We start from the raw sequence: 16,150 nt of genomic DNA, 5'->3' as shown, positions 1-16,150 counted from the left end.
GTCAGTGGCGCCTGAAGATGGTGTTGCCCACCAGCGTGAGCGGAAGGTCGAGATCGGCGATCGATTCCGAATGGCCGAGGAATAGATGGCCGCCCGAGCGCAGATTGGCGAGCAGCCGCCGCACGACCTTCTCCTGCGTCTCGCGATCGAAGTAGATCAGCACGTTGCGGCAGAAGATCATGTCCATCGGCGCGCCGACGGGATAATGATCGTCCATCAGGTTGAGCGGCGCGAAGCCGATCGCCGCGCGCAGCGCCGGCACGATGCGCACCTCGTCGCGGCCCGGCGCCGTGGGGCGCAGCACGTAGCGCTGCTGGAGCAATGGCGGCACCGGTTCGACCGCGACGCGCGGGAAGACGCCGCGCCGGGCGACCGCCAGCACGTCGGTATCGAGATCGGTGGCGAGGATGCCGAAATCCGGCCCGCCGCGATCCTGCGCGAAGGCGTCGAGCAGCATCGCCAGCGTATAGGGCTCCGCGCCGGTCGAGCAGCCGGCGCTCCACACGCGGATGCGGTTGCGGCCCTCCGCGACGAGCGCGGGCAGCAGCGTGGCGTTCAGAAAGTCGAAATGGCCCGGCTCGCGGAAGAAATCGGTCTTGTTGGTGGTGATCGCGTTGATCAGATGCTCCGCTTCCACCGCGAGGCCGCCATCCTCGAACAGCCAGCCGCAATAGTCGGCGAGCGTGTCGTGGCCGGTCGCCCGCACCCGGCGGCGCAGCCGCCCGCTGAGCATCGACGATTTGTTGGAGGGCATCTTGATGCCCGAGACATCGGTCACATAGGCGGAGATGCGGGCGAAATCGCGCGCCGACAGCAGATCCTCGGTGATGCGGTCATAGCTGAAGTCGCTCACGACACCGCCGCGACCGGCGCTGCCGTGCTCGACTGGGCCAGAATCTCCGCCATGCCGGCCAGCACGCCGTCGAGTTCGAGCAGGCCGACGAAGCCGCCTTCCCGACGCAGCACGCTGACGACGTGGCGCGAATGCCAGGCGGTGCCGGTGTCGGGCAGCGGCTCGATCGCCTCGCGCGACCAGGTGCTGACGTCGAGCACCCGGTCGACCACCAGCCCGATGACGAGCGCACGCTCGCCGCCGGTGTCCGCTTCGACCACCAGCACGCGCGTCGCCGGTGTCACCGCGGCGGTGGGCAGCCCCAGGCAGATGCGGAAATCGACCATCGGCACCGACAGGCCGCGCACGTCGCACAGGCCGATCAGCCAGTCGGGCGCATTGGGAACGCGGAACGCCGGGCCGTGATCGAGGATCTCGCGGACGACGCCGATCGGCAACGCGAACAGTTCGTCGCCGATGCCGAAGACGATCGTCTGCAGCGTGCCGTCGCCGCCGTTCATGCCGCGCGTCCGAAATCGGCGTCTTCCGCATCCGGGCCGCCATTGGTCAGGTCGAGCGCGAAGCCGCGCACGCGGGTCTGCTGATCGGCGATCGATCCCGCCTTGGGCTTGGACAATCGGGCCATCTTGGTTCCCTTGATCTCGGCGCGGCGCACCGGAGCGGCCTTCGCGACGCGGCGTGCCTGCGGCGCGCTATTCCGCCGATCGTCGGCGAGCCGGAAGAAGGCGATGCTGTGCTCCAGTTCCTCCGCCTGATCGGACAGCGCTTCCGAGGTCGAGGAAATCTGCTCGGAGGCAGAGGCGTTCTGCTGCGTCACCTGATCGAGCTGCTGGATCGCCTGGTTGATCTGCGAGGCACCGATATCCTGTTCGCGGCAGGCGGCGCTGATCTCGGAGACCAGCTCCGCGGTGCGGCGGATATCGGGGACGAGGCGGATCAGCATGTCGCCCGCCTCGGTGGCGGCACCGACCGTGTCCGCGGACATCGCGCTGATCTCGGTCGCGGCGGCCTGGCTGCGCTCGGCGAGCTTGCGCACTTCGGCGGCGACGACCGCAAAGCCCTTGCCATGATCGCCGGCGCGCGCCGCCTCGACGGCCGCGTTGAGCGCGAGCAGATCGGTCTGGCGGGCGATTTCCTGCACGAAGCCGATCTTCTCGGCGATCGTCCGCATCGCACCCACCGCACGCTGGACGGCGGCGCCGCTACGCTCCGCCTCGCTCGACGAATGACGCGCGATTTTCTCGGTCTGCGCGGCATTGTCGGCGTTCTGTTTGATGTTGGCGGCCATCTGTTCCATCGACGCAGAGGCTTCTTCGGCGGCGGCGGCCTGTTCGGTCGCGCCCTGGCTGACCTGTTCGGAGGCGGATGACAATTGCTGGCTGCCCGCGGCGACGCTGGCGGAGGCCTGCGTCGCATCGCCGACGACGGTGCGCAGCTTCTCGATCATCGTGACCAAGGCATGGCCGAGCATATCCTTGTCGGACAACGGCTTGTGATCGATGGTGAGATCGCCGGTCGACACCGACTGGGCGAGCTGCGCGCTCTGGCGCAGGTTCACCGTCATGCGATTGACGGTGTCGATCAGATCCTTGATCTCGTCGTTGTTCGTCGCGGCGACATCATGGTCGAGATCGCCGATCGCCACCGCGTCGATCGCAGCGCCGATCCGCTTCAGGCCGCGCGACACCAGCATCGAAATCCAGATCGCGCAGGCCGCCGCCAGCAGCGTCGCGGCGCAGCCGACGCCGATCAGCAGGTTGCGCGCATTGGCATAGAGCACGTTCGTCTCTTCGTCCGCCTCGTGCATGTGCGCGCTCTGCCGATCGACGATGCCGCTGACGTCGCGGACGATCGCCTCGACCATCTTCTTCTGTTCGGTTTCGGTGAGCTCGCCGGCCTTGGCGTTCTCGTTGGCGGAGCCGAGCGCGCTGATCCGTTCGTAGACGGGCTTCAGCGCCTCCCAATCCTGCCGCGCCTGGCGCCACAACGGCTTGTCCTCCGCGGCGGCCCGGGTCTCGCCATCGGCGAGCAGCGTCTCGAACTGGCGCACGCGGCGGGCGGTGTCGATATTGTAGCCGGCCATGATCTGCTGATCGGAATTGAGCGCGAGCGCCTTCTGGTTCGACAGCATGTAGCCGAGATGCGCCTCGACCTGCTGCGCCGACTGGAGCTGCTTGGCCGGACCGGCGATGACGTCGGTGATCGCGTCGTTGAGGGTGTTCGACTTGGCGATGCCGAGGCCGATGACCATCAGCAACATCGCCGTCAGGACCGCGAATGCGATCCCCAGCTTCATCTTGATCGTTGCCCGCATGGTGAAATCCTAAAAAAATCGGAAGCGCTGGATCGCGCGTTGAAGGGGTTTGTCGCCCGACGCCCGTTCGCGGTCCGGATGGCGATCATGCCGCCATCCGGATCCGTCGATCAGGCGGCGCGGCCGAAGTCGGCGTCCTCGGCATCCGGGCCGCCGACGCTGAGGTCGAGGGCGTAGCCACGGACGCGCGACTGCTGGTCGGTGATCGTCCCCGGCTTCACCTTGGTCAGGCTGGCGGTCTTGGTGCCCTTGATCGGCGCGCGGCGGCGCGTCGGAGCGGTGGCGATCGCCTTGCGTGCGGCGGGTTGGGCCGGCACGGCGCGGTCGGCGTCGGCAAGGCGGAAGAAGGCGATGCTCTGCTGCAATTCCTCCGCCTGATCGGCGAGCGCATCCGAGGTCGAGGAAATTTGATCGGAGGCAGAGGCGTTCTGCTGCGTCACCTGATCGAGCTGCTGGATCGCCTGATTGATCTGCGACGCGCCGATATCCTGTTCGCGGCAGGCGGCGCTGATCTCGGAGACGAGTTCCGCGGTGCGGCGGATATCGGGCACCAGCCGGATCAGCATGTCGCCCGCCTCGGTGGCGGCACCGACCGTATCGGAGGACATCGCGCTGATCTCGGTTGCGGCGGCCTGGCTGCGCTCGGCGAGCTTGCGCACTTCGGCCGCCACCACCGCGAAGCCCTTGCCATGATCGCCGGCGCGTGCCGCCTCCACCGCTGCGTTAAGCGCGAGCAAATCGGTCTGGCGGGCGATTTCCTGCACGAAGCCGATCTTCTCGGCGATCGTCCGCATCGCGCCCACCGCACGCTGGACGGCGGCACCGCTGCGCTCCGCCTCGCTCGACGACTGACGCGCGATCTTCTCGGTCTGCGCGGCATTGTCCGCGTTCTGTTTGATGTTGGCGGCCATCTGTTCCATCGATGCCGAGGCTTCCTCGGCCGCCGCGGCCTGTTCGGTCGCACCCTGGCTCATCTGCTCCGACGATGCCGACAATTGCTGGCTGCCGGCGCCGACGCTTTCCGCCGCGGCGATCGCGTCGCCGACGACGACGCCGAGCCGATCGATCATCGTCGCCAGCGCGCGGCCGAGCACGTCCTTGTCCGACAGCGGCGAATGATCGACGGTCAGGTCGCCATTGGCGATCCGGTCGGCAAGCGTCGCCATCGCGGTGAGGTTGACGGTCATCGTCGTCAGCAACTGGCCGACCTCGCTGCTCAGGCCGCCGTAATCGCGTTCCAGCCGCTTCGACAGGTCGCCGATCGACACTGCGGCGACGACGTTGGAGACGTCGCGGAACGCTGCCTCGACCGCCTGCGCGCTGCCCATCATCCGCCCGACCTCGTCGCGGCGATCGGTGGCGAGCGGGGTCGCGAGCGTGCCGAGCAGTTCGGCGACGCGGCCGACGGGGCGGGCGATCGTCGCCGTCATGCCGAAGCCGATCGCCACGAGCAGCACCAGCGTCAGTGCGGTGCCGATGAAGATCGCGCGTTCGATGGTGGCGAACGCCGCCGTCTGGGCGGCCTGGCGCTCGGTCATCAGACGGTTCTCCTCGTCGGTCACCGCGGCGATCTCGGCACGCAGGCTGTCGAACACCTGCTTGCCGGCGCCGCTGATCTCGATCTGGCGGGCCTCGCCGACGGTCTGCGGGTTGCCCATCAGGTGGATGGCGCGTTCGGCGACGCGGTCGTGCCAGTCGTCGACCAGCGACTTGATCTTCTGCAACCGCTCCTGCTGGCGCGGATTGTCCGCGGTCAGCTTGCGCGCCTCGTCCAGCGCGGCGGCGAGGTCGGTCGCGCCCTTGCGATAGGGTTCGAGGAACTTGGCGTCGCCCGACAGCAGAAAGCCGCGATAGCCGGTCTCCTGATTGACCGCATTCTCCTTGATCCGATTGGCCGCGCCGATCACCGCGAAGGTGTGCTGGTTCATCTCGGTCGCCGCCTTCAAGTCGTTGGACTTGTTGTAGATGACCGTGTTGGCGCCGATCGCGAACAGCAGCAGGATCGTAAAACAGACGATCAGTTTCTTCGGTATCGAGAGATTGGTGAATGCGGTCATGACAGGTTCTCCCCTATTATTGTCTTGCGGGTGCCGGCGGCTGATCAGTGGACGAGGGTCGCGAAGATGGCGTCGAGGTCGGGCAGGACGACGATCTCGCCCTTGTGCTGGATCAGTCCGCGGATGTGGTCGCGGCGCCAGCGCATGCCGATCGCCGGTGCCGCCTCGCAATCCGCCGCCGACAGCGTCGTCACCTCGTTGACCCGGTCGGCGCGCAGGCCGATCAGTTCGAGCGTCTCGCCGATCGGCCGTTCGATCACGACGATGCGGTTGTCGCGATTGGTGTCCGCCGGCGCCATGTCGAACGCGCGGCGCAGGTCGGCGAGGGGGATGACGCGGCCGCGGAAGTTGATGACGTGACCGACCAGCGGATCGGCGCCCGGCACCGCGGTCTCCGGCATCAGGTCGAGGATTTCCTGGACCAGCACGGCCTCGATCGCGAAGGTTTCGCCGCCGACGCCGAACGACAGCACTTCGAGCGTGCCGTCGGCGGTCCAGGGCAGGGGAGTGGAATCGGTCATGGATTATCCCGCGGCCTGCAGCCGCTCCTCCCGGGGCTGGGCGAGATCGACCAGATGGCCGATGTCGAGGATGAGGGCGACGTTGCCGTCGCCGAGGATGGTGGCGCCCGAGAAGGAGCCGATGTCGCGATGCAGCGCCGACATCGACTTGATGACGGTCTGATGGTTGCCGATGATCTGGTCGACGACCAGCCCGACACGCTCCGCGCCGATCGAGACGACGACGATCTTCTGATAGGGATCGGGTGCGGTGCCGGTGACGAACAGGTCGCGCAGCCGCACGAACGGCACCAGCCGGTCGCGCAGGCTGATCAGGCTGCGCCCGCGCGAACGCACATCCTCCTCGGGACTGAGTTCGAGGCATTCCTCGACCGCGGCGAGCGGCAATACGTAGCGCCCCTCGCCGACGCGGACGAGCAGCCCGTCGATGATCGCCAGCGTCAGCGGGATGCGCAGGGTGATCGTCGAACCCTCGCCATCGACCGAGGCGACGTCGATCGTACCGCGCAGCGTCTCGATCGTGCGCTTGACGACGTCCATGCCGACGCCGCGGCCGGACAGGCTCGTCACCTGCGCCGCGGTCGAGAAGCCGGGCGCGAAGATCAGCCCGAGCAGGTCGCCGTCGGTCAGCACCTGGCCGGGCTGGACGAGGCCGTTCGCCTCCGCCTTGGCGCGGACGCGGGCGCGGTCGATGCCGCGGCCGTCGTCGCGGATGGTGATCACCACCTCGCCGCCGGCCTGATGCGCCGACAGGCGGACGGTGCCGGCGGCGGGCTTGCCGGCGGCGGCCCGCACCTCCGCCGTCTCCAGGCCATGGTCGCAGCTGTTGCGGACGATATGGACGAGCGGATCGAACAGGCGTTCGACGACCGTCTTGTCGATCTCGGTCGCCTCGCCGTCGGTGACCAGTTCGATCGCTTTGCCGGTATCGCGCGCGAGATCGTGGACGAGACGGCGGAAACGGCCGAACAGCGCACCGACGGGGACCATGCGCAGCCCCATCATCGTATCCCGCAATTCACCCGAGAGCCGCTCGATCTCCTCCGACACCGAGCGCATCGCGACGCCGCCGTCCTGATGCGCGAGCTGCGACAGCCGGCTCTGTGCGATGACGAGCTCGCCGACGCGATCCATCAGCAGGTCGAGCCGCTCGGCGGGAACGCGGACGCTCTCCGCCGCCGGCTTGACGGGCAGCTTCGCCCCGTTCTGGCCGTCGTCCTCGACAGGTGCTGCCGCGACGACCGCCTCCGCGACCGTCGGTTCGGGTTCGATCGCTTCTATGTCGAGCGTCATGTCGTCCATCACGAAGATGAAGACGTCCTCGATCGCCTCGCGGCTGATGTCGCCGGTCAGCGTCACGTCCCAGCCGAGATGGCAGTCGGTGGGCACCAGCGCCGGCAGCGGCGGCACCGTATCGGTGCGCACCGCGATCGTGCACGCGCCCAGCTCACGCAATTCGTCGAGCAGGGTCAGCGGGTTGGTGCCGTTGCGCATCGCATCGACGGGCAGGCGGAAGAACAATCTCCAGCCGCGCTGCGCCACCGCCGGCGCCGCGACCGCGGGCCCATCGCTCTGCGCCGCGGCGACCGCGTCGGCGAGACGCGCGAGGATTGCGTCGCCCTCGCCGGCGTCGGGATCGCCGTCGACCAGCGCGCGCATATGGTCGCCCGCCGACAGGATCACCGCGACGAGTTCCTGGGTCGCGGGCACCTCGCCCTTGCGGACCTTGTCGAACGCGCTTTCGCAATGATGGGTGAAGGCGGCGAGCGCGTCGAAGCCGAACATCGCGCCCGAGCCTTTCAACGTGTGCAGCCCGCGGAACACGGCATTGACCAGGGCCATGTCGCCGAGATGACGGCCGAGATCGAGCAGCCCCTGTTCGACCTGGTCGAGCAGTTCGGCGGCTTCGACGCGGAAGGCGGCGGCGGGGTCCTCGGTCATCTGCCGAGCACCTTGCGGGCGGTCTTGACGAGCTGTTCTGGCACGAACGGCTTGACCAGCCAGCCTGTGGCGCCCGCCGCCTTCGCCTGCGCCTTGACGTCGCCGTCCGATTCGGTGGTCAGGAAGAGGATCGGCACGCCGGCCTGTTCGGGCTGCTTGCGCAGCTCGCGGATCATCGTCAGCCCGTCCATGTTGGGCATGTTCAGATCCGTGACGATCAGGTCGAACCGCGTCTCCGCTGCCTTGGCGAGCCCCTCGATGCCGTCGCCCGCCTCGGTCACGGCATAGCCCGCGCCCGTCAGGGCGATGCGGATCGCCATGCGCAGGCTCGCGCTGTCGTCGACGGTCAGGATGGAAGCGGTCATTGCGGCAATTCTCCGTGGAACCAGAAGGTGATGTCGGCAGGCGACGCCGCGGCGAGGAAGCCGGTGCGGTCGAGCAGCGCGGCGAGCGCCGGCGCGGCAGGCTGCGACAGCGTCACCGCGGCGCCCCCGTTCGCGGCGTGTCGCCGTGCCGCCTCAATAAGTTGCAAGATACTCAGGTCGATATTGCCCGCCGCGGTGAGATCGAGGCAAATGCTGTCATGCTCGGACGCAGCATCCTGTAGACGAGCGGCAATATCGCCGATCGTCTTCAGACATGCGTCTTCATTGAGCACCAACGTCATGGTGGTCATGTCTTGATCGCCTCGCTGATTTATAGCACCGCAACGCCGTTTGCCGGCAGGCCGATGCTAAAGCGGGCGAGACGGCTAACGACGGCCTTTTGGTCAGGAATGGATTTAAAAGCCGTTAATGCCGCAACTGTTGCCGCGGCAAAATCATCGCGCACGCAAATTTCTGTCGCACGCGGCTCGCGCGTGCGGCGTCAGGGACGGCTATTTGAGTATAGTAGGCCATCGCCGATCCCGATCCGCAATTGCAGCGGATCGGGTGCGAATGCGATGCAGGATCGGCGCGTGCCGACCGTCAGTGCGCGGCAGGAAGCTTGGTGCCGAGCAGAACCAGCCGGTCGCCGGTGATCCCGAACCAATGCGGCACGCCGGCCGGGACGAGGAACACGTCGCCCGGCTTCAGCGTCCGCGTCGTGCCGCCGACGATGCGGCTGCCTTCGGTCAGATCGGCGCGGGTCGGCGTGGCATCGGCGAGCGTGCCGCCCGAGATCATCGTCCCGGCGCCGTCGACGACCATGACATATTCCGCCTGCGCCGGGTGGACCGCGGGGCGTCCCGGCTTCTTCCAGATTTCCAGCGCGGCGACATCGCCGTCGGCCTGCACCAGCGGCTGCCAGGCGAAGCCCTGGCCCGGTTTCATTGCCTTGGTCATCGCGGTAATCTGTGCCTGAACGTCAGCGGCGGCGGCGAAGCGGGCGGGGGCGGTGGTCTGCGCCGGCAGCGGTGCTGCGACCAGCATTGCCAGCGTGCCGCAAAGACGCACGACGGTCATGCGCGGCCGTCCAGCCGGATCGTCCGGCCCTCGCGGGCCGAGCGATAGATCGCCTCGACGATCCGCATGTCGCGCAGCCCCTCCTCGCCGGAGACGATCGGCTCGCGTCCGCTCATCACGCATTGCGCGAGGTGGTCGAGCTGCCCGGCGAATTGCGTCTTGGCCGGGCCGGCAGGCGGCGTCACCTCGCGCTCGCGACCGTCGCGGCCGAGCCACATGTGATTGCCGTCGTAGCGCGTCGCCGGCTCCAATTCGATGCGGCCCTTGTCGCCCATCAGCAGGATATGGTTCTGGTTGGCGCTATACATCGACTGGCAGCCGGCGATCGCGCCGGACGGGAATTCCAGCGTCCATTCGATCATGTCCTCCACCTCGGTGAAGCGCGGATCGCGCCGGTCGGTGGATTCGCGCGCGGTCACCGCGATCGGCTCCTCGCCGGTCATGTAGCGCGCCGCCTGCAGGCTGTAGACGCCCATGTCCATCAGCGAGCCGCCGCCCGCCAGCGCGCGCTTGAGCCGCCATGCCGACGGGCTGCCCTGCGTGAAGCCGTGCTCGGTGCGGACGTAGCGGATCTTGCCGGCGGCGCCGGTGCGCGCCAGCCGCATCGCCTCCAGGTTGAATGGCTCGAAATGGCAGCGATAGCCGATCATCAGCTTGCGATTGGCCTTCTTGCAGGCGGCGATCATCGCCTCGCATTCGGCGACCGACACCGCCATCGGCTTCTCGCACATGACGTGCTTGCCGGCCTTGGCGGCGCGGATGGTATATTCGGCATGCATCGAATTGGGCAGGCAGACATAGACGATGTCGACGTCGGGATTGTCGCGGATCGTGTCGAAATTGGCGTAGGAATAGACCGATCGCGCCGGCAGGCCGTGTTCCGCCGCGACGCGCTGCGCCTTGGCGGCGTCGCCGCTCACCACCGCGACGAGGCGGCTGTGCGTGCAATTGGCGAATTGCGGGATGATCACGCCCAGGCCGTAGCTGCCGAGCCCGACGATGGCATAACCGAGCGGCCGGTCCGGCGCCGCCCGCCCGATCGCGCTGGAGCCGACGGTCAGCGCCGCCGCCGACAGCAGGAGGTCACGACGTCCGATGTCCATGTCAGGCTCCGATGTGCAGGATAAGCGGCGCGCCGGATGATGCGCCTGCCGCGTGCCGCGACGGATCGAACGCCCGGGTCGTGCCGCACCGGAGGCGGCATCCGATCGCCATCATGCTCCTCCTCCCGACCGGGGATCGCCCGGCTCGTTGTGCCGCTCCGACGAGCGATGTGTCTGCCGCCGCGACTCACGGCTCGCAACCTTGGTAGTCGAGGCGGTCAGACAGATACAAGCTGGATTATCGTCGTATATCCGAGGCTTATGCTCGGGCTAGAAGTTGAGCCCGACGCGGAGGCCGCCGTAGCGGCGATAGTCGCGAGGCAGCATCGCGACGGTGGCGACACGATTGTCGAAGTTGCTCGCGACGTTGACCATCGCGCTATAATGGCGCTGGTCGAACACGTTGTCGAGGAAAGCGACTGCTTCCCAACGGTGCGCCTGATCGCGCACGCCGAGATTGACGTTGACGATGTGATAGGCGTTCTGCAGCACCTGCGGGTCGCGCGGCGCATAATAAAGCGCGCCCTGATATTGCCACGCGACCTGCATCACGCCGCGCCGTTGGTCGTCGAGCGCGGGCGAATATTCCGCGCTCGCATTGATCCGCCACGTCGGCGCCTGCGGCAGGCGTTCGCCGCTGAGGTTCTGGCGACGAGGACTGCCGGTGCAACCCAGCGCCTCGGTCTGCAACGCATAGCAGGGCGCGGAGGGGAAGGAGACGTAGTTCGCACGGAGATAGGTGGCATTGCCGGTCAGCGTGAAATCGTCCGTCGGCCGTACCGAGCTTTCAATCTCGATGCCACGCGTCACCAGCCGGCCGACGTTGGTCAGCCGGTTGATGAACGTGCCATCGGGAAAGGTCTCGATCGTCTGTGCCTGCAGATCGCGATAATGGGTGTTGAAGAAGGTGAGGTTGAACGTCAGGTGACGATCGAACCACTGGCTACGCACGCCGATTTCCTTGTCGCGCGAGCGTTCGGGCCGGATCGGGCCGCTGTCGGCGCGCTGCTGGTCGAACCCCGTCGACAGGTCATAGGCCTGCCCCTTGTAGCCGGTCGCATAGCTGCCGAAGAGCATCAGGTCGCGGGTCGCCTGATAATCGAGGCCGAGACGGTAGGTGAAGACATTGTCGCTGTCGTGACCGGCGAAATTGCTCTTCGCGGTTGGATCGCGTCGGGCCAGCAGGCGATTGGCATAGGTATAAGTGACGCGCTCGTTCTGGACCCGGCCGCCGGCCGTCGCGGTGAGGTGCGGCACGAACTCCCAGTCGATCTGGCCGAAGCCGGCGACCTGCCGCGAGCCCGCGGTGGCGTACAGGTTGGACAAGGCGAAACCGGGACCGCGGTCGAACGGGCGCTCGAAGCCGGTGTTCGCATAATAGACGCCCAAAGCATAGCGGAACGCCGCATCGTCGGGGGACAGCAGCCGTACCTCCTGGCTGAACAGCCGCGACCGGAAGGTGCCGATTTCGCGCGCATTGCCGATGCGTTTCGTCGCAGCGGTATCGTCATAGTCGAAATAGTCGTCGAGCTTGAACCGGTCGTAGCCCGTCAGGCTGAGCAGGTTCAGCGTACCCAGATTGAGTTCGGTGCGCAGCAGTCCGCCGCCGCCGTGATATTGCGTGCCCGAACGGTCGTTGTAGGCGACGTCCTGATTGCCGGGACCGATCGCGACCCCCGGCAGCACCACCGCGCTGGTCAGGGCGGGATCGTTGCGCAACCGTGCGTCGGGGGACATCGCCACGAACGGCCGCGCGGCGGCGGAATTGCCGGTCAGATAATTGCCCGACAGGGTGAAGGTGAGGCCGGGGCTGGCCTTCCAGCGCAGCTTGGCGCGCGAATTGAGCGTCTCGCGGCCATTGGCGCGCTTGCCGTTGCCAAGGTTGCGCGCGTTGCCGTCCCAATGCGTGTAGCCGCCCGAGAAGACGAAGCCGAGCGTATCGGTCAGCGGCCCGGTGAGGCTCAGCTGCTCGGCGAATTCATGATCGCCGGTGATGCGGGCATTGGCACGGATATGCAGCTGGTCGGTCGGCTGCGTTGTCATGATCTTGATGAGACCCGCCGATGCGGACTTGCCGTACAGCGTGCTTTGCGGCCCGCGCAGCACTTCGATCATCGCGACGTCGGGCAGGTCGGTGATCGCGCGCGCCAGAAACGCGACCGGCGCGCCATCCACGGTTGCCGCAACGCTCGATTCCACTCCGATCGCATAAGCGAAAGTGCCGATGCCGCGCATCGCCACGTTGTAATTCACCGGATGGTTCGCCGGCCGGATGACGAGCGACGGCATCACCTTGTCGAGATCCTGGAAGTGATGCGCGCCCTGCGCATCGAGCTGCGAAGGCAGTACGACCTGCACGGGCATGGGCACGTTCTGAAGATTCTCGAACCGCTTCTGCGCGGTCGTAGTGACGATGATCTCGCCGTCGGCGCCCTCCTTGACGGTATCCGGTCTGGGCGCGGCCCCCTGCGTCTGGGCGTTGGCCGGTGATGCTGCGAGCGCGGCAGCGGAGGCGGCGATCAAGCATCGTGCATGAAGCGAAAGACGATAGCGCATAAAAGTCCCCCTGGATCGTGTTATTTGTCCAGTCCTTGTAGAGACTCCGCATCGCTCTCTGGCGCAGTAACCTCGATTTTTACTGATGATAAAGTCTTTTGATCGCGGTTGTGTCCTTGTTGACACTAAAAATGCTGGCGGCAGGAAAATCGAATTAACGTTAGCGGCGAGACATTTGAGAGCGATATCGCCGCTAGGGACATCGCTTGACTTGCCGTCAGTGCTCCGGATTATAGGCCACTGCGCCTTTGCTTAATACGTCGTCAGCGTCCGCCGGACGGCATCATGCCAGCCGGCGGCGAGCGGCGCGCGTTCTTCGGCGCGCATCGTCGGTTCGAAGCAGCGATCGCGCGACCACAGACGCGAGAGGTGGTCGAGGCCCGACCAGACCCCCGTCGCCAGCCCGGCGTGGAAGGCGGCGCCGCGTGCGGTCGTCTCGAGGTCGGCGGGGCGCTCGACCGGCGTGTCGATCATGTCGGCGAGGAAGCCGCATAGCCAGTCGTTCGCCGCCATGCCGCCGTCGACGCGCAGGATCGCCGGGCGGCCGCCGCCGTCCGCCGCCATCGCCGCGGCGAGGTCCATCGTCTGGAACGCCACCGCCTCCAGCGCGGCGCGGGCAAGATGCGCGGCGCCGGCGCCGAGCGTCAGGCCGTAGATCGCGCCGCGCGCGTCTGGGTCCCAATGCGGCGCACCGAGCCCGGTAAAGGCGGGGACCATATAGACGCCGTGATTGTCGGGAACGCGGGTGGCGAGATCGTCGGTCTGGCTGGCGTGGGTGATGACGCCGATGCCGTCGCGCAGCCACTTCACCGCGGCGCCGGCGACGAAGATCGACCCTTCCAGCGCATAGACGGTGCGGCCATCGAGGCGATAGGCCGGTGTGGTGAGCATGTGATGCTGCGAGGCGACCGCCTCGGTGCCGGTGTTGAGCAGCATGAAACAGCCGGTGCCATAGGTCGATTTGGCCATGCCGGGTGCGAAACACGCCTGTCCGAACAGCGCCGCCTGCTGGTCGCCGGCGATCCCCGCGACCGGCACCGCCGCGCCGAGCAGATCGGGCACGGTGGTGCCGTAGAGATGCGCATTGTCGTGGACCTGCGGCAGCATCGCTTCGGGCACGCGCAGCAGGCGGCATAGCTCGACATCCCAGCATTGGCGGTGGATGTCGTACAGCATCGTCCGCGACGCGTTGGTGATGTCGGTCGCGTGCACCGCGCCGCCGGTCAGCCGCCAGAGCAGGAAGCTGTCGATCGTCCCGAAGGCGAGTTCGCCGCGCTCGGCCCGCGTCCGCGCGCCGGCGACATGGTCGAGCAGCCAGGCGATCTTGGTCGCGGAGAAATAGGGGTCGATCAGCAAACCGGTGCGCGCGCGGACCAGATCCTCGGCGCCATCCGCCTTCAACGCCTGGCAGCGCGCCGCGCCGCGCCGGTCCTGCCAGACGATCGCGCGGTGGATCGGCTCGCCGGTGGCGCGATCCCAGACCACCGCCGTCTCGCGCTGGTTGGTGATGCCGATCGCGGCGAGGTCGGCGGCGGCGAGGCCGCTCCTGCCCAGCGCATCGCGCGCGGTGGCGAGCACGTCTCGCCAGATGTCCTCTGGATCGTGCTCGACCCAGCCAGGCGCGGGATAATGTTGCGCGAATTCGGTCTGGGCGATGGCGACGCGGCGCGCGGCGCCGTCGAAGACGATCGCGCGTGTCGAGGTCGTGCCCTGATCGATGACCAGAATGTGCGTCTTGGCCACCCGTCTCTCCTCGTGCTTCGTTTTGCTCCGGGATGCGGTATTGCTCGCAGCGCCACGAAAGCGAAGGATTTTGACGATGGAGCGGGGGCCGGACGAGAGCGTCGACATGCTGGTCGTCGGCGGCGGCATCAACGGCACCGGCATCGCACGCGACGCGGCGGGGCGGGGGCTGTCGGTGCTGCTGGTCGAGCAGGACGATCTCGCCAGCCACACCTCGTCCGCCTCGACCAAGCTGATCCACGGCGGGCTGCGCTACCTTGAATATGGCGAGTTCCGGCTGGTGCGCGAGGCGCTGATCGAGCGCGAGCGCTTGTGGGGGATGGCGCCGCACATCATCTGGCCGCTGCGCTTCGTGTTGCCGCAGACGCACTCGCCGCGGCCGGCGTGGATGGTGCGGGCGGGGCTGTTCCTCTACGACCATCTCGGCGGCCGCAAGCGCCTGCCGGCGACGGACAGCATCGCGCTGGCGCGGTCGCCGCTGGGGCAGGGGCTGGCACCGCGGGCGGGCAAAGCGTTCGTCTATTCGGATTGCTGGGTCGAGGACAGCCGGCTCGTCGTGCTCAACGCGCGCGACGCCGCGGAGCATGGCGCGACCATCGCGACGCGGACGCGGCTGGTGAGCGCGCAGCGCGGCGCGGACGGCTGGACCGCGGAGATCGCCGACAAGGACGGCCACGTCCGGATGGTCGGCGCGCGCGCGCTGGTCAATGCGGCGGGGCCGTGGGTCGCCGACGTGCTGGGGCGCACCGCCGGCGCGCGCAACGACCGCGGCGTCCGGTTGGTCAAGGGCAGCCATATCGTCGTGCCGCAGCTGTACGAGGGCGATCACGCCTTCATGCTCCAGAACGACGACCGGCGAATCGTCTTCGCCATCCCCTACGAAGGCCGCTTCACCCTGGTCGGGACGACCGACACGGCGTGGGACGCGCCCCCCGGCCGCGCGACGATCGACGCGGACGAGACGCGCTATTTGCTCGATACCATCGCGCGCTATTTCGAGCATAAGGTCGGCGAGGACGACATCGTCTGGAGCTATGCCGGCATCCGGCCGCTCTACGACGATAAGGCAGCCAACGCCTCGGCGGTAACGCGCGATTACGTGCTCGATCTCGACGCGGGCGAGGGGCGGGCGCCGATGCTCAGCGTCTACGGCGGCAAGATCACCACCTATCGCAAGCTCGCCGAACACGCGCTGCGCGATCTTGCGCCGCTGCTCGGATCGCAGGCGGCGGCGTGGACGGCGGGCGCGGCGCTGCCCGGCGGCGACATGCCGGATGCGGATTTCGGCCGCTTCCTGGCCGGCTTGCAGGTGCGCTATCCCGACGTGTCGCGCGATCTGCTGCGGCGGCTGGCGCGGGCCTATGGCACGCGCGCGACGGCGATCCTCGATCGCGATCCGGGGCAGGACCTCGGCGGCGGGCTGTTCACCGCCGAGGTCGACTATCTCGTCGCGCAGGAATGGGCGCGCACCACCGAAGACGTGCTGTGGCGGCGCAGCAAGCTCGGCCTGCACGTGCCCGCCGGCACCGCCGAGCGCCTCGCCGCCTATCTCGGGTGACGCCGGCAGCCATCGACTTTGGTCGGGGTCGTCGGGCCGGATCAATCCAGTCGTTGCCG

General features: G+C 67.6%; 14 protein-coding genes. 1 reads left to right on the top strand and 13 read right to left on the bottom strand.

All coding sequences use genetic code 11. The annotated features are described in order from the left end of the window. Position 1: 1 nt before the first annotated feature. The 13 genes from ACLBWH_RS15170 to glpK all read right to left on the bottom strand — a co-directional run bounded on the left by ACLBWH_RS15170 (position 2) and on the right by glpK (position 14,533). A complete protein-coding gene (locus tag ACLBWH_RS15170) occupies positions 2-853 on the bottom strand; it encodes a CheR family methyltransferase (protein WP_447799698.1) in 852 nt (283 codons plus the stop codon). Then, on the bottom strand, positions 850-1,353 hold the full coding sequence (locus ACLBWH_RS15165) for a chemotaxis protein CheW (protein WP_447799697.1): 504 nt from the start codon (positions 1,351-1,353) through the stop codon (positions 850-852). The genes ACLBWH_RS15170 and ACLBWH_RS15165 overlap by 4 nt, the downstream gene beginning before the upstream one ends. Beyond that, complete coding sequence (locus tag ACLBWH_RS15160) at positions 1,350-3,167, bottom strand: methyl-accepting chemotaxis protein (RefSeq protein ID WP_447799696.1); 1,818 nt, start codon at positions 3,165-3,167, stop codon at positions 1,350-1,352. The genes ACLBWH_RS15165 and ACLBWH_RS15160 overlap by 4 nt, the downstream gene beginning before the upstream one ends. A 110-nt stretch (positions 3,168-3,277) precedes the next feature. Then, positions 3,278-5,224, bottom strand: coding sequence for a methyl-accepting chemotaxis protein (locus tag ACLBWH_RS15155; RefSeq protein WP_447799695.1), 1,947 nt, complete (start codon positions 5,222-5,224; stop codon positions 3,278-3,280). Positions 5,225-5,268: 44 nt separating this feature from the next. Continuing rightward, entirely contained in the window at positions 5,269-5,745 is a 477-nt protein-coding gene (locus ACLBWH_RS15150; protein WP_447799694.1) for a chemotaxis protein CheW, read from the bottom strand. 3 nt (positions 5,746-5,748) lie between these two features. Then, positions 5,749-7,686, bottom strand: coding sequence for a chemotaxis protein CheA (locus tag ACLBWH_RS15145; protein WP_447799693.1), 1,938 nt, complete (start codon positions 7,684-7,686; stop codon positions 5,749-5,751). Continuing rightward, positions 7,683-8,051 carry a response regulator gene (locus ACLBWH_RS15140; protein ID WP_322849682.1) on the bottom strand — a complete coding sequence of 123 codons (369 nt, stop codon included), beginning with the start codon at positions 8,049-8,051 and terminating at the stop codon, positions 7,683-7,685. The genes ACLBWH_RS15145 and ACLBWH_RS15140 overlap by 4 nt, the downstream gene beginning before the upstream one ends. Continuing rightward, on the bottom strand, positions 8,048-8,362 hold the full coding sequence (locus ACLBWH_RS15135) for an STAS domain-containing protein (RefSeq protein ID WP_322849681.1): 315 nt from the start codon (positions 8,360-8,362) through the stop codon (positions 8,048-8,050). Before ACLBWH_RS15135 ends, ACLBWH_RS15140 begins: the two co-directional genes overlap by 4 nt. 20 nt (positions 8,363-8,382) lie before the next feature. Continuing rightward, entirely contained in the window at positions 8,383-8,517 is a 135-nt protein-coding gene (locus ACLBWH_RS15130; RefSeq protein ID WP_322849680.1) for a hypothetical protein, read from the bottom strand. Between the two features lie 137 nt (positions 8,518-8,654). Beyond that, entirely contained in the window at positions 8,655-9,131 is a 477-nt protein-coding gene (locus ACLBWH_RS15125) for a cupin domain-containing protein (protein WP_447799692.1), read from the bottom strand. Then, complete coding sequence (locus ACLBWH_RS15120; RefSeq protein WP_447799691.1) at positions 9,128-10,234, bottom strand: Gfo/Idh/MocA family protein; 1,107 nt, start codon at positions 10,232-10,234, stop codon at positions 9,128-9,130. Before ACLBWH_RS15120 ends, ACLBWH_RS15125 begins: the two co-directional genes overlap by 4 nt. 270 nt (positions 10,235-10,504) lie before the next feature. Continuing rightward, positions 10,505-12,757, bottom strand: coding sequence for a TonB-dependent receptor (locus ACLBWH_RS15115; RefSeq protein WP_447799690.1), 2,253 nt, complete (start codon positions 12,755-12,757; stop codon positions 10,505-10,507). Between the two features lie 285 nt (positions 12,758-13,042). After that, positions 13,043-14,533 (bottom strand): glycerol kinase GlpK, encoded by a 1,491-nt coding sequence (gene glpK / locus ACLBWH_RS15110; protein WP_322849676.1) that lies wholly within the window; start codon positions 14,531-14,533, stop codon positions 13,043-13,045. Between the two features lie 76 nt (positions 14,534-14,609). Here glpK and glpD point away from each other — a divergent pair, with 76 nt between their 5' ends. Then, positions 14,610-16,091, top strand: coding sequence for a glycerol-3-phosphate dehydrogenase (gene glpD / locus ACLBWH_RS15105; protein WP_447799689.1), 1,482 nt, complete (start codon positions 14,610-14,612; stop codon positions 16,089-16,091). Positions 16,092-16,150: the final 59 nt, after the last annotated feature.

The organism is Sphingomonas sp. M6A6_1c (assembly GCF_053345135.1).
This window is presented reverse-complemented; position numbering and strand designations above follow the sequence as displayed.

Coding starts and splice junctions, on each gene's coding strand:
- ACLBWH_RS15165 (WP_447799697.1), bottom strand. CDS start 1,353: ATGAACGGCGGCGACGGCACGCTGCAGACGATCGTCTTCGGCATCGGC.
- ACLBWH_RS15160 (WP_447799696.1), bottom strand. CDS start 3,167: ATGCGGGCAACGATCAAGATGAAGCTGGGGATCGCATTCGCGGTCCTG.
- ACLBWH_RS15155 (WP_447799695.1), bottom strand. CDS start 5,224: ATGACCGCATTCACCAATCTCTCGATACCGAAGAAACTGATCGTCTGT.
- ACLBWH_RS15150 (WP_447799694.1), bottom strand. CDS start 5,745: ATGACCGATTCCACTCCCCTGCCCTGGACCGCCGACGGCACGCTCGAA.
- ACLBWH_RS15145 (WP_447799693.1), bottom strand. CDS start 7,686: ATGACCGAGGACCCCGCCGCCGCCTTCCGCGTCGAAGCCGCCGAACTG.
- ACLBWH_RS15140 (WP_322849682.1), bottom strand. CDS start 8,051: ATGACCGCTTCCATCCTGACCGTCGACGACAGCGCGAGCCTGCGCATG.
- ACLBWH_RS15135 (WP_322849681.1), bottom strand. CDS start 8,362: ATGACCACCATGACGTTGGTGCTCAATGAAGACGCATGTCTGAAGACG.
- ACLBWH_RS15125 (WP_447799692.1), bottom strand. CDS start 9,131: ATGACCGTCGTGCGTCTTTGCGGCACGCTGGCAATGCTGGTCGCAGCA.
- ACLBWH_RS15120 (WP_447799691.1), bottom strand. CDS start 10,234: ATGGACATCGGACGTCGTGACCTCCTGCTGTCGGCGGCGGCGCTGACC.
- glpD (WP_447799689.1), top strand. CDS start 14,610: ATGGAGCGGGGGCCGGACGAGAGCGTCGACATGCTGGTCGTCGGCGGC.